The sequence below is a fragment of the Nocardiopsis mangrovi genome (assembly GCF_042653925.1).
Classification (GTDB): domain Bacteria; phylum Actinomycetota; class Actinomycetes; order Streptosporangiales; family Streptosporangiaceae; genus Nocardiopsis_B; species Nocardiopsis_B mangrovi.
In genome coordinates this window covers 40,627-55,281 of sequence record NZ_JBHSFQ010000007.1, presented here as the reverse complement: position 1 = coordinate 55,281, position 14,655 = coordinate 40,627, and the positions used below count along the sequence as shown (strand labels likewise).

1 protein-coding gene (only partly in view) is annotated in these 14,655 nt (G+C 72.8%); it reads left to right on the top strand.

Annotated elements, in window-relative coordinates:
- The first annotated feature begins 7 nt into the window (after positions 1–7).
- A protein-coding gene (locus ACFO4E_RS09870) for a type I polyketide synthase (protein WP_378573133.1) crosses the window boundary here: on the top strand, positions 8–14,655 show its 5' portion. The gene runs 901 nt beyond the window's last position; only the first 14,648 of its 15,549 coding nucleotides appear in the window; it begins with the start codon at positions 8–10; its stop codon lies off the right edge, out of view.

Here is a 14,655-nt window from a genome sequence, read left to right as displayed (position 1 = left end):
TCGAATCATGAGCGGCAACGACACATCGGTCGAGTCGATCGTCGGGGCTCTGCGCTCGTCGCTCCGCAAGAACAGCCGGCTGGCCGAGGAGAACGATCGGCTGCGATCCGCGCTGTCGGAGCCGATCGCGATCGTGGGCATCGGGTGCCGCTTCCCCGGCGGTGTGCGCTCGCCCGAAGACCTGTGGCGGCTGCTCGCCGACGGTACCGACGCGATCGGCGCGTTCCCGGCGGACCGCAACTGGAACACGGCCGGCGAAACCGCGGGGTCCTACGCCCGTGTGGGCGGTTTCCTGCACGACGGCCACGGGTTCGACGCGGACTTCTTCGGCATCTCCCCGCGCGAGGCCGCGGCCATGGACCCCCAGCAGCGGCTGCTGCTGGAGACCGCGTGGGAGACGATCGAGTCCGCCGGCATCGCACCCGACTCCCTGAAGGGATCGCGGACCGGCGTCTTCGCCGGAACCACCAGCCAGGACTACGCCGAGGTCACCGCGTCCAACCCCGATGCCGCGGCCGGGTTCGGGCTGACCGGCGCGGTGGCCAGCGTGCTCTCCGGCCGGATCGCCTACGCGCTGGGCCTGGAGGGCCCCGCCGTCACCATCGACACCGCCTGTTCGTCGTCGCTGGTGGCACTGCACTTGGCCGTGCAGGCGCTGCGCCGCGGCGAGTGCGACTACGCGCTCGCCGGGGGCGCCACCTTCATGTCCACCCCGGTCGTGTTCGCCGAGTTCTCGCAGCAGGGCGGCCTGGCGGCCGACGGGAGATGCAAGCCGTTCGCGGGCGCGGCCGACGGCACCGGCTGGGGCGAAGGCGCGGGCCTGCTCCTGGTGGAGCGGTTGTCCGATGCCCGCCGCAACGGCCACGACGTACTCGCGGTGGTACGCGGTTCGGCGGTCAACCAGGACGGTGCGTCGAACGGACTGACCGCACCCAACGGCCCCTCACAGCAGCGGGTGATCCGCAGCGCGCTGGCCGACGCCGGACTGACCCCCGGCGACGTCGACGCCGTCGAAGCGCACGGCACCGGCACCACCCTCGGCGACCCCATCGAAGCCCACGCCCTCCTCGCCACTTATGGGGACGACCGGCCGGCCGACCGGCCCCTGCACCTCGGGTCCGTCAAATCCAACATCGGCCACACCCAGGCCGCCGCTGGTGTCGCCGGCGTCATCAAAATGGTCATGGCCCTGCGCCACAACGAACTGCCGGCCACATTGCACGTCGACGAACCCACGCCCAAGGTCGACTGGTCCTCGGGAGCACTGTCGCTGCTGACCGACCGGGTGGAGTGGCCGGACGGCGACCGCCCCCGCCGCGCCGGCGTCTCCTCCTTCGGCATCAGCGGCACCAACGCCCACGTGGTCCTCGAACAGCCCCCGGTAGCGGACGCTGCGGGTGAAGAGCCTCCGCCGGAGGCACCGGAGGCCCCCTCGATCGAGGCCGCCGCGGTGCCATGGGTTCTCTCGGCCAAGTCCGCGGAGTCGCTGCGGGGACAGGCCGAGCGGCTGCTCGCCTCGGAACGCGACCGAGCAGACGTCCCGGCCGTCGACGTGGGGTGGTCGCTGGCCGCCACCCGCGCCCGGTTCGACCACCGCGCCGTGGTGACCGGCTCGACCCGCGCCGAACTGCTGGACGGTCTCTCCACCGTGGCTGAGGGACGCGGATCGGCCGTGGCGGCTTCGGGCCGGGCCGAGCCCGGCGGCGTCGCCCTGGTGTTCTCCGGACAGGGCGCCCAGTGGCCCGGCATGACCCGCGGCCTCTACGAGGGGTCGGCGGCATACCGGAAGGCGTTCGACGAGGTGTGCGCCATCCTCGACCCGCTACTACCGGGATCGCTGGCACAGGTGGTGTTCGCCGCGGAGGGCACTCCGCAGGCGGCCCGGCTGGACCGCACGGACTTCACCCAGCCCGCCCTGTTCGCCGTCGAGGTGGCACTGCACGCGCTGGTGAGCTCATGCGGTGTGCGCGCGGACGTGCTGGCCGGGCATTCGGTCGGCGAGATCGCCGCCGCGTGGGCCGCGGGAGTGCTGTCGCTGCGGGACGCGTCCGTCCTCGTCGCGGCGCGCGGCCGTCTCATGCAGGCGTTGCCGGGCGACGGCGCCATGGTGTCGCTCGAGGCCGACGAGGCCGATGCCCTGCGACTGCTCGACGGCCTGGCGGACGTCGGCATCGGCGCGGTCAACGGACCCGCCTCGGTGGTCGTATCGGGTGCCGCCGCGGGCATGGACGTGGTGGAGGAACGGGCCCGCGAGTCCGGGGTGAAATCGACCAGGCTGCGGGTGGGGCACGGCTTCCACTCGCCGTTGATGGACCCGATGCTCGACGAGTTCGCCGCCGTGCTGCGCACGTTGGAGTTCCGGCCACCGCGCACCCGCATGGTCTCGGCGGTGACCGGCGGGGTCCTCGGCGACGAGGTCGCCTCCCCGCACTACTGGGTGCGCCACGCCCGCGAGACCGTGCGTTACCACGACGCCCTGGGCGCCCTGGCGGCCGAGGGTGTCCGGACCCTGGTCGAGGTCGGGCCGGACGGCGTCCTCTCCGGGCTGCCGCGCCCCTCGGATGTGGCGGCCGTTCCACTGATGCGCCGCCCCCGCGCCGCGGAGGCGGCCGTGCCCGAGCCCACCCGTTTCCTTCGCGCCCTCGCCCAGGCCCACACCCACGGGGTCGACGTCGACTGGCGGACGCTCCTCGTCGAGGGCCGGAAGGTCACGCTGCCGACGTACGCCTTCGACCGCAAGAGGTTCTGGATCGACCCGATGGCGGCGCGTCCCGCCGAGGACACCGCCGACGCGGAGCTGTGGCATCTGGTCGAGAGCGGCGACGTCGACGCGGTCGCCCGTGCGCTGGACGTCGGCGACGAGGTCGACGTCGCAGGGCTGGTACCGGCGCTCTCGTCGTGGCGACGCCGGCGACGCTTCGAGGACGAGGTGCGTTCGTGGCGCCACCAGGTGTCCTGGACCCCGGTGACGGCCTCCGGCGGTGTCGCCGGTGAACGGTGGCTGGTCGTGATGTCCGCGGGCTCGGCCGCTCCGGATCTGACGGCGGCGCTGGCCGGCGGCGGGGCACGTGTGGTGGAGTGCGCGCTCGACGGCGCCGTCGCGGACAGGTCGGTGCTGGCCGCGCGGTTGGCCGAAGCCGCCGGTGCCGAGCCGGTCGACGGCGTCGTGTCGCTGCTGCCACTGGCTGAGGACCGCGATGCGGCCGACTCGGCGGTGCTGGTGCAGGCCCTCGGGGACGCGGGGGTCGGCGGCAGGCTGTGGTGCGTCACGCAGGGCGCCGTCTCGGCCGGAACAGTGGTGTCCGCACCTCAGCAGACCACGGTCTGGGGCCTGGGCCGGGTCGTCGCACTCGAACACCCGGAGCGCTGGGGCGGCCTGATCGACCTCCCGTCCCGCCCGGACGGGCGCACCCTCGACACACTCTGCGGCGTCCTGGGCGGCGACGAGGACCAACTCGCCCTACGCGGAGCAGGGGTGCTGGCGCGGCGCCTCGTCCGCGCCAACGCCCCAACCCAACGCCGGGGCTGGCGACCGCGCGGAACGGTGCTGCTCACCGGCGGCACCGGCGGCCTGGGCCGGCACCTCACCCGCTGGCTCCTGGACCAGGGCGCCCAACACGTCCTCATCATCAGCCGCCGCGGCCTCCAGGCCCCCGGAGCCTCCGAACTGCGAGCCGAGCACGGCGGCCGGGTGACCATCGTCGCCTGCGACGCCGCCGAACGCGACCAACTCGCCACCGCCCTCACCCACGCACCCCAGGACATCCCCCTGACGGCGGTCGTCCACGCCGCCGGCGTCGTCGGAGACGGCCCGGTGGACTCCTTGACGGCGCACGCCCTCGCGACGACGGCCAGGCCGAAGGCGACGGCGGCGTGGAACCTCCACGAACTGACCCGCGACATCGAGCTCGACGCGTTCGTCATGTTCTCCTCCGCCGCCGGGCTGGTCGGTGCCGGCGGTCTCGCCGCCTACGGTGCGGCGAACGCGTTCCTGGACGGATTCGCGGAGTACCGCCACGGTCTGGGACTACCCGCCACCGCGGTGGCGTGGGGCCCCTGGGCCGGCAGCGGCATGGCGGTCGACGCCGACGCGACGGAGGAGCTGCGGGCGCAGGGCATGCGGGCCATGGAGCCGGCCTCCGCCCTGGCGGCACTGCGCCAGGTCCTCGACACCGGACAGGTGACCGCCTATGTGGCGGACGCGGACTGGGACCGGTTCGCCGCCACCTTCACCATCGCCCGCCCAAGCGCCCTCTTCGACGAGCTGGTCACCACAGAGACGGCAGAGGACTCCCACGCACCGACGACGGCGTGGGCGGACATGCCCGAGGGAGACCGTGTCCGCGCCGCCCGGGAACTCGTGCGAACCGAAGCGGCGGCCGTCCTCGGCCACGCCGACGCCACCGCGGTCGACGACGACCGCCCTTTCCGCGACCTCGGGTTCGACTCACTGACGGCAGTGGAACTGCGCGACCGCATCGCCACACGCACCGGTCTCGACCTGCCCCCCGCCACCGTTTTCGACTACCCCACGGTGCCCGTGCTCGCCGGGCACATCATCGAACGGCTGGTCGGCGCGGTCGCGCCGGAGCCCGTGGACGAGGACCCGCGCACGCGGGAGATGGACGAGCCGGTCGCGATCGTCGGCGTCGGCTGCCGCTTCCCCGGCGGTGTGCGCTCACCCGAGGACCTGTGGCGGCTGGTGTCCGGTGGCAGCGACGCGATCGGCGCGTTCCCGACCGACCGAGGCTGGGACTCGTTGGGCCGGGCCGGGGACTTCTACGCCCGTGTGGGCGGTTTCCTCTACGACGGCCACGGGTTCGACGCGGACTTCTTCGGCATCTCCCCGCGCGAGGCCGCGGCCATGGACCCCCAGCAGCGGCTGCTGCTGGAGACCGCGTGGGAGGCCATCGAGTCCGCCGGTATCGCCCCGGACTCCCTCAAGGGCTCGGCGACCGGCGTCTTCGCCGGAACCACCAGCCAGGACTACGCCGAGGTCACCGCGTCCAACCCCGATGCCGCGGCCGGGTTCGGGCTGACCGGCGCGGTGGCCAGCGTGCTCTCCGGCCGGATCGCCTACGCGCTGGGCCTGGAGGGCCCCGCCTTGACGGTGGACACAGCGTGCTCCTCGTCGCTGGTGGCGCTACATCTGGCGGCTCAGGCGCTGCGGCGCGGGGAGTGCTCGTTGGCGCTGGCGGGCGGTGTGACGTTCATGTCCACACCCGGCGTGTTCGCGGAGTTCTCGCGTCAGGGCGGGCTGGCGGCGGACGGGCGGTGCAAGTCCTTCGCGGGCGCGGCCGACGGCACGGGCTGGGGCGAAGGTGTGGGTCTGCTCCTGGTGGAGCGGTTGTCCGATGCCCGCCGCAACGGGCATGACGTACTCGCGGTGGTGCGGGGCTCGGCGGTGAACCAGGACGGTGCGTCGAACGGACTGACCGCACCCAACGGCCCCTCACAGCAGCGGGTGATCCGCAGTGCGCTGGCCGATGCCGGACTGACCCCCGGCGACGTCGACGCCGTCGAAGCGCACGGCACCGGCACCACCCTCGGCGACCCCATCGAAGCCCACGCCCTCCTCGCCACCTACGGACACGACCGGCCGGCGGACCGCCCCCTTCTGCTGGGGTCGGTGAAGTCCAACATCGGCCACACCCAGGCCGCCGCCGGCATTGCCGGCGTCATCAAAATGGTCATGGCCCTGCGCCACGGCGAACTGCCGCCCACGCTGCACGCCGAGGCACCGACCTCGCGCGTGGACTGGTCGGCCGGTGGGCTTTCACTGCTGACCGAGCCGGTGGAGTGGCCGGACGGCGACCGCCCGCGCCGCGCCGGAGTGTCCTCCTTCGGCATCAGCGGCACCAACGCTCACGTGATCCTCGAACAGCCCCCGGTCCCGGCCGCCGTGAGCGAAGAGCCTGCCCCGGGGGTCTCCGCGATCGAGGCCGCCGCGGTGCCGTGGGTTCTCTCGGCCAAGACCCCCGCCGCCCTGCGAGACCAGGCGCAACGCCTCCTGTCGGTTCTCGACCGCCCCGACGTGTCCCTCACGGACGTCGCCTGGTCACTGGCGCGGACACGTGCCCGGTTCGACCACCGCGCGGTGGTCGTCGGGGCGGACCGGGCGGAACTGCTCGAAGGGCTCTCCGCGGTGGCGGAGGGCCGTACCTCGGCCCGGGTGGTATCGGGCCGGGCGACACCCGGCCGTGTGGGCCTGGTGTTCTCCGGCCAGGGCGCCCAATGGGCGGGAATGGCTCGGGGACTGTACGAAACCTCGCCGGTGTTCGCCGACGCGTTCAACGAAGTGTGCGCCGCCTTCGACGGGCTCCTCCCCCGCCCCCTCGCCGACGTGATCTTCGCCGAGAAGGGCACGCCCCAGGCGGCCCTGCTGGACCGGACGGACTTCACCCAGCCCGCCCTCTTCGCCGTCGAAGTCGCCCTCCACGCCTTGGCCCAGGCGTTCGGGGTGCGGCCCGATGTCCTGGCCGGGCACTCCATCGGGGAGATCAGCGCCGCCCACATCGCCGGCGTGCTCTCCCTCCAGGACGCCTGTACCCTCGTCGCCGCCCGCGGCCGGCTCATGGCACACCTCCCCAGCACAGGGGCGATGCTCTCCCTGGAAGCCGGTGAGGATCACGCATCCGAACTGGTCGACGGCCTAGCCGATGTCGGGATCGGGGCGGTCAACGGACCCGCCTCGGTGGTCGTATCGGGTGCCGTTGCGGGCGTCGAGGAGGTGGAGGCCCGCGCCCATGAAGCCGGGATCAGGGCGACCAGGCTGCGGGTGGGCCAGGGCTTCCACTCCCCGCTGATGGACCCCATGTTGGAGGAGTTCGCCGCCACCGTGGCGGAGCTGGACCTCCACCCCCCGACCATCCCTCTCGTCTCCACCGTGACCGGACGGACCCTCACCACCGAGGAAGCGACGTCACCCGGGTACTGGGTGCGCCACGCCCGCGACACCGTCCGCTACCACGACGCCGTGCAGACCATCGCCGCGGACGGCATCCGCACCCTCATCGAGATCGGCCCCGACAGCCCGCTCTCCGCCCTCACCGCCCACGACGACCTGGCCACCATCCCCCTCATGTGCCGCCCGCGCACATCCGAAGCCCCGGTACCCGAACCCGAACGGTTCACGCAGGCCCTGGCCAAGGCCCACACACGCGGCGTGGACGTCGACTGGGCGGCCCTACTCGGCTCCGGCCGCCGCGTGCCGCTGCCCACCTACGCCTTCGACCGCAAGCGCTACTGGATCGACCCCGTCGCGACGCCGAACGGCGTCGGTGAGGACGACGCGAGACTGTGGGACGCGGTCGACAGGGAGGACGCCAACGGTGTCGCACGGGTCCTGGATGCCGACCGATCCGACGTCTCAAAGCTCCTCCCCATGCTGTCCGATTGGCGACGCCGCCGTCTGCGGGAGAAGGAGACGCGTGCGTGGCGATACGGCGTGTCGTGGACCCCGGCGGCCGCGACCGGCGGTGTCGACGGCGGCCGGTGGCTGGTCGTCACGCCGGTAGGGCCCGGCGTGGAGGCGGACACGACGGTGCGCGGCTGTGTGGCGGCATTGGCCGGTCGCGCCGCGGAGGTACATGAGGTCGAAGCCGCCGCGGACAGGTCGGTGCTGGCCGCGCGGTTGGCCGAAGCCGCCGGTGCCGAGCCGGTCGACGGCGTCGTGTCGCTGCTCTCGCTCGGCGAAACCCGGGACGCGGCACACTTGGCGGTTCTGGTGCAGGCCCTCGGGGACGCGGGGGTCGGCGGCAGGCTGTGGTGCGTCACGCAGGGCGCCGTCTCGGCCGGAACAGTGGTGTCCGCACCTCAGCAGACCACGGTCTGGGGCCTGGGCCGGGTCGTCGCACTCGAACACCCCGAGCGCTGGGGCGGCCTGATCGACCTCCCGTCCCGCCCGGACGGGCGCACCCTCGACACACTCTGCGGCGCTCTGGGCGGCGACGAGGACCAACTCGCCCTACGCGGCGCCGGAGTCCTGGCCCGACGGCTCGTCCGCGCCAACGCCCCAACCCAACGCCAGGGCTGGCGACCCCGCGGAACGGTACTGCTCACCGGCGGCACCGGCGGCCTGGGCCACCACCTCACCCGCTGGCTCCTGGACCAGGGCGCCCAACACGTCCTCATCATCAGCCGCCGCGGCCTCCAAGCGCCCGGAGCCTCCGAACTGCGAGCCGAGCACGGCGGCCGGGTGACCATCGTCGCCTGCGACGCCGCCGAACGCGACCAACTCGCCACCGCCCTCACTCACATACCGCACGACGTCCCACTGACGGCGGTCGTCCACGCCGCCGGCGTCGTCGGAGAGGGCCCGGTCGAGACACTGTCGATCGACGACTTCAAGGTTCTCGCACGTCCGAAGGCGACAGCGGCGTGGAACCTGCACGACCTCACGCGGGGCCTGGATCTCGATGCGTTCGTCATGTTCTCCTCCGGCGCGGGGGTGGTCGGTGCGGGTGGCCTCGGGGCCTACGGTGCGGCGAACGCGTTCCTGGACGGATTCGCGGAGTACCGCCACGGTCTGGGACTACCCGCCACCGCGGTGGCGTGGGGCTCGTGGGCCGACAGCGGCATGGCGGTCGACGCCGATGCGACGGAGGAGCTGCGGGCGCAGGGCATGCGGGCCATGGCTCCGGCCTCCGCACTGGCGGCACTGCGCCAGGTCCTCGACACCGGACAGGTGACCGCCTACGTGGCCGACCTCGACCTGGACCGGTTCGCCGCCACCTTCACCATCGCCCGCCCCAACACCCTCTTCGACGAACTGGTCACCACAGAGACGGCGGAGGACTCCCCCGCACCGACGACGGCGTGGACCGAAATACCCGAGCGGGACCGTGTCCGCGCCGCCCGGGAACTCGTGCGAGCCGAGGCCGCGGCGGTCCTCGGCCACACCGACGCCACCGCGGTCGACGACGACCGCCCCTTCCGCGACCTTGGATTCGACTCACTGACAGCGGTGGAACTGCGCGACCGCATCGCCGCACGCACCGGACTCCGGCTCACCGCGGCCGCCGTCTTCGACCATCCGACCCCGGTCGTACTGGCGGGGCACCTGCTCTCCCGGCTCACCGATTCCGCTCCCGCGCCCACGGTGGCCGTATCGTCGCCGCCCGCGACGGAGGAACCGATCGCCATCGTGGGCATCGGCTGCCGTTACCCCGGCGGCGTCGGGTCGGCCGAGGACCTGTGGCGACTGGTGGCCGACGGTGTGGACGCCGTCGGCGCCTTTCCCACGGACCGGGGGTGGGCCGAGGCGGCGGACGGATCACATGTCCGTGTCGGCGGGTTCCTCTACGACGGCCACGAGTTCGACCCCGGATTCTTCGGCATGTCCCCGCGCGAGGCGGTGTCCACCGACCCGCAGCAGCGGCTGCTGCTGGAGACCGCGTGGGAGGCCATCGAGTCCGCGGGCATCGCACCCGACTCCCTGAAGGGCTCGGCGACCGGCGTCTTCACGGGCACGACGAATCAGGACTACGCCGAGGTCACCGCGTCCAACCCCGATGCCGCGGCCGGGTTCGGGCTGACCGGTTCGGTCGCCAGCGTGCTCTCCGGACGCGTCGCCTACGCCCTAGGACTGGAGGGCCCGGCGCTGACCGTGGACACGGCGTGCTCGTCGTCGCTGGTCGCCCTCCACCTCGCGGCGCAGGCGCTCCGGCGGGGCGAATGCACCCTCGCACTCGCCGGAGGCGTCACCTTCATGTCCACCCCGGTGGTGTTCACCGAGTTCCACCGGCAACAGGGATTGGCGGGGGACGGCCGGTGCAAGTCGTTCGCCGGGGGCGCCGACGGCACCGGGTTCAGTGAGGGTGTGGGCCTGGTCCTGGTGGAGCGGTTGTCCGATGCCCTGCGCAACGGGCATGAGGTGCTGGCGGTGGTGCGGGGTTCCGCGGTGAACCAGGACGGCGCCTCCAACGGCCTGACCGCGCCCAACGGCCCCTCCCAGCAACGCGTGATCCGCAGCGCGCTGGCCGACGCCGGACTCGACGACAGTGAGGTGGACGCCGTCGAAGCGCACGGCACCGGCACCACCCTCGGCGACCCCATTGAGGCCGAGGCGCTGCTGGCCACATATGGTCGCGGTCGGTCCGCCGACCGGCCGCTGCACCTGGGCTCGATCAAATCCAACATCGGGCACACCCAGGCCGCGGCCGGCGTCGCCGGCGTCATCAAGATGGTCATGGCCCTGCGCCACGGCCGGATACCCAAGTCCCTCCACATCGACGAGCCCTCACCGGGGGTCGACTGGTCGGCGGGATCGGTGTCGCTGCTGACCGGCCCGGTGGAGTGGCCGGACGGCGATCGCCCGCGCCGCGCCGGGGTGTCCTCCTTCGGCATCAGCGGCACCAACGCCCACCTGATCCTGGAGGAGCCTCCGGCCGCGGCGGTCCACACGGCGGATCCCGGGTGCGCGCCCGTGGTCGACCGGTCCGTGGTGCCGTGGGTCCTGTCCGCGAAGTCCGCGGAGTCGCTGCGCGGGCAGGGCGAACGCCTGCTCACCATGGTGATGCAGCGCCCGGAACTCCAACCCTCCGATGTGGGATGGTCGTTGACCGCCACGCGTGCCCGATTCGACCACCGCGCGGTGGTCGTCGGGGCGGACCGGGCGGAGCTACTGGAAGGGCTCTCCGCGGTGGCGGAAGGCCGTGCCTCGGCCCGGGTGGTATCAGGCCGGGCGACACCCGGCCGTGTGGGCCTGGTGTTCTCCGGCCAAGGCGCCCAATGGGCCGGTATGGCCCGAGGGCTCTATGAGAGCTCACCCGTGTTCGCCGACGCGTTCAACGACGTGTGCGCCGCCTTCGACGGCCTGCTCCCCCGCCCCCTCGCCGACGTGACCTTCGCCGGCGCGAACACGCCCCAGGCGGCCCTGCTGGACCGGACGGACTTCACCCAGCCCGCCCTGTTCGCCGTCGAGGTCGCCCTGCACGCCCTGGTTCAGGCGTGCGGGGTACGCCCCGACGTCCTGGCCGGACACTCCATCGGTGAGATCAGCGCCGCCCACATCGCGGGCGTGCTTTCACTCCGGGATGCCTGCACCCTCGTCGCCGCCCGCGGCCGACTCATGGCAGAGCTACCGAGCACCGGGGCGATGCTCTCTTTGGAGACGGACGAACCCTCCGCGACCGATCTCATCCACGACCTATCCGACATCGGGATCGGCGCGGTCAACGGCCCCGCCTCCGTCGTGGTCTCCGGCGACACCGCCGACATCGACGAAGTCCGGACCCGCGCGCTCACGGCCGGGATCAGGACGACGCGGCTGCGTGTGGGCCAAGGCTTCCACTCCCCGCTGATGGACCCCATGCTCGACGACTTCGCCGCCGTCGTCGCGGAACTGGACCTCCACGCCCCGAGCATCCCCCTCGTCTCCACCGTGACCGGGCGCAAGCTCACCACCGAGGAAGCGACGTCACCCCGGTACTGGGTGCGCCACGCCCGCGACACCGTCCGCTACCACGACGCCGTCCGGACCATCGCCGCAGACGGCATCCGCACCCTCATCGAAATCGGCCCGGACGGCGTCCTGTCCGCACTTCCGGGTGAGGCCCTGACACCGGTACCGGTGATGCGCCGCCCCCGGTCCTCCGAGGCCACCGTCCCGGAGCCGGAACGATTCGTCCAGGCGCTGGCCAAAGCACACGTCTCCGGAACCGACGTCGACTGGACCGCCGTGCTGGGATCCGGCCGCCCGGTGCCCCTGCCCACCTACGCCTTCCACCGCCGGCGCTACTGGATCGAGCCCGCCCCCGGCACGGCGGACGTGGCAGACGCCGGCCTGCTCTCCGCCGACCACCCACTGCTTGGTGCGGTGGTCGAGACGCCCGATGGGGTGATCTGCACGGGCCGTCTGTCCAGGGCCACCCACGCCTGGCTCGCCGACCACGCTGTCGCCGGATCGGTGGTGGTGCCGGGCACCGCCGTCGTCGAGATGGTGAGTCGTGCCGGGGACGAGGTGGGCTGCGGCCGGATCGGCGAACTGGTGCTCCAGGCACCCGTGATCGTGCCCGAACAGGGTGCGGTCCAGGTGAGGGTGGTCGTCGGTGCGCCCAACGAGGACGGCGAACGCGACGTCGCCCTCCACTCCCGCCCTGAATCCGCCCCTCACACCAAGCCCGGGGAGTGGACCGTCCATGCCACGGGCAGAGTGACCCCGGCAGTGGACGCCGTCGGCGCGCCGCTCGGCGAGTGGCCACCCGCGGACGCCGGCGAACTCGACCTCGACGGCCTCTACCCGAGGCTGGCGGCCGAGGGTCTGGTCTACGGGCCTGTATTCCAGGGGCTGCGCTCGGTGTGGCGGCGGGACGGGGAGATCTTCGCCGAGGTCGAACTGCCGACCGAGCAGCACGCCCTCGCCGACGATTTCCTGCTGCACCCGGCCCTGCTGGACGCGGCCCTGCACGCGCTCGTCGGCGCCGTCGAGGACGGTTCCGACACGAGTGCGCACCTTCCGTTCACGTGGTCGGGGGTGCGGGTGCGGGCCGTGGGAGCGACGGCACTGCGGGTGCGCATGGCGCTCCTCGGCGAGGGGACCGTGGCGATCGAGGTGTTCGACACCGCGGGCGAACCCGTCGCGGACGTCGAGGAGCTGACCCTGCGGCCTCTGTCGGGAACTTCGATCCCGGCCACGGACACGACGTGGCCGGACTCGATGTTCTCCGTGGACTGGATCGTCGCCGCCCCGGCGGACCGGGCTCCCTCGACCTGGGCGGTGCTGGGCGACGCCGATGAACTGGCCGGTCTCCTACGGGCGCAAGGAGTCGAAGCGGTCGCCGCGGCCGACGTGGACGCGCTACCGGTGGATTCGGACGGAACCGGGGCACCCGACGTGGTGGTGTGGCGGTGCCCGGGGACGGCGACCGGTGGGGTTCCCGCAGCTGCGCATGAGGCCGCTGCGGCTGCGCTGTCGACGGTGCGGAAATGGCTCGCCGAACCCCGCCTGGAAGGGTCCCGGCTGGCCGTGGTCACCCGCAACGCCGTCGCCGCACGTGAAGGCGAGGCACCCGACCTCACACTCGCTCCTGTCTGGGGGCTGGTGCGGTCCGCGCAGTCGGAGAACCCCGACCGCTTCGTCCTGGTCGACATCGACACCGACGGCGGGAATGCGCTCGTCGACGCCCTGGCGGCAGGCGAGCCGCAGGTGGCCGTACGCGATGGTGCGGTGCTGGTGCCACGGGTCGTGCCGTGGAACCGCGGAGACCGCCTGGCGCTCCCCGACGACCCGAATTGGCGGTTGGACGCGCACGGTCAAGGCACGATCGACGACCTGGCGGTCGTCGCCGACGCAGAACAGGACCGGCCGCTGCGGGAAGGCGAGGTCCGCGTCCGGCTGCGCGCCGCCGGGCTCAACTTCCGCGACGTGCTCATGGTGCTGGGCATGTACCCCGGCGAGATCAGCCTCGGCAGCGAAGGCGCCGGCATCGTGACCGAGACCGGACCCGGCGTCACCGCCCTCACGGCCGGCGACCGGGTCAGCGGTTATCTCAGCGACGCGTTCGGTCCGACGGTGATCGCCGACCACCGCATGCTGACACCCATCCCGGACAGCTGGTCATGGGCCCGTGCCGCGTCGATACCGATCGTCTCGGTCACGGCTCTGTGGGGTCTGCGTGATTTGGCGGGCTTGGCACGTGGGGAATCGGTGCTGATCCACGCGGGCGCGGGCGGTGTCGGCATGGCCGCGATCCAGATCGCCCGCCACCTCGGCGCAGAGGTCTTCGCGACGGCGAGCGAGGCCAAGTGGGACACCCTGCGGGAACTGGGCCTGGACGACGACCACATCGCCTCCTCACGCACCCTCGACTTCGAGGACGAGTTCCTCAAGACCACCGACAACCGCGGCGTCGACGTCGTCCTCAACTCCCTCTCCGGCGACTTCACCGACGCCTCACTCCGGCTCCTGCCCCGCGGCGGACGCTTCATCGAAATCGGCAAGCGCGACATCCGCGACCCCGAGAACGTCGCAGCCGCCCACCCCGGCGTGCGCTACCACGCCTTCGACAGCATCGACGCCGGCCCCGACCGCATCGGCCACATGCTCACCCAACTCATCGACCTCCACGAAACCGGCGCCCTGCGCCCCCTCCCCGTCCGGACGTGGCCCCTCACCCACGCCAAAGACGCCTTCCGCCACCTCAGCCAGGCCAAACACACCGGCAAACTCGTCCTCACCCTCCCCGAACCGCCTCTGTCGTCCGGCACCGTGCTGGTGACCGGCGGTACGGGCCACTTGGGTGGTGTGGTGGCCCGGCACGCCGCCGCCTCCGGGGCCGCGCACGTGCTGGTGGTCAGCCGCCGCGGCGCCGACGCCCCCGGCGCGGACGACCTGCGCGCGGACATCGCCGCCTCCGGTGCGCGGGTGACCTTCGCCGCCTGCGACGCGGCCGACCGCGACGCGCTGGCCGCCGTCCTCCGGGACATCCCCGCGGACCTGCCGCTGCGATCCGTGGTCCACGCGGCCGGCGTCCTCGACGACGGCCTCATCCCGGACCTCACCCCGGGCCGGTTGGCGGCGGTCATGCGGCCCAAAGTGGACGCCGCATGGCATCTGCACGAGCTCACCCGCCACCACGACCTCGACGCGTTCGTCCTGTTCTCCTCCATCGCGGGCACCGCCGGCGGACCGGGCCAGGCCAACTACGCCGCAGC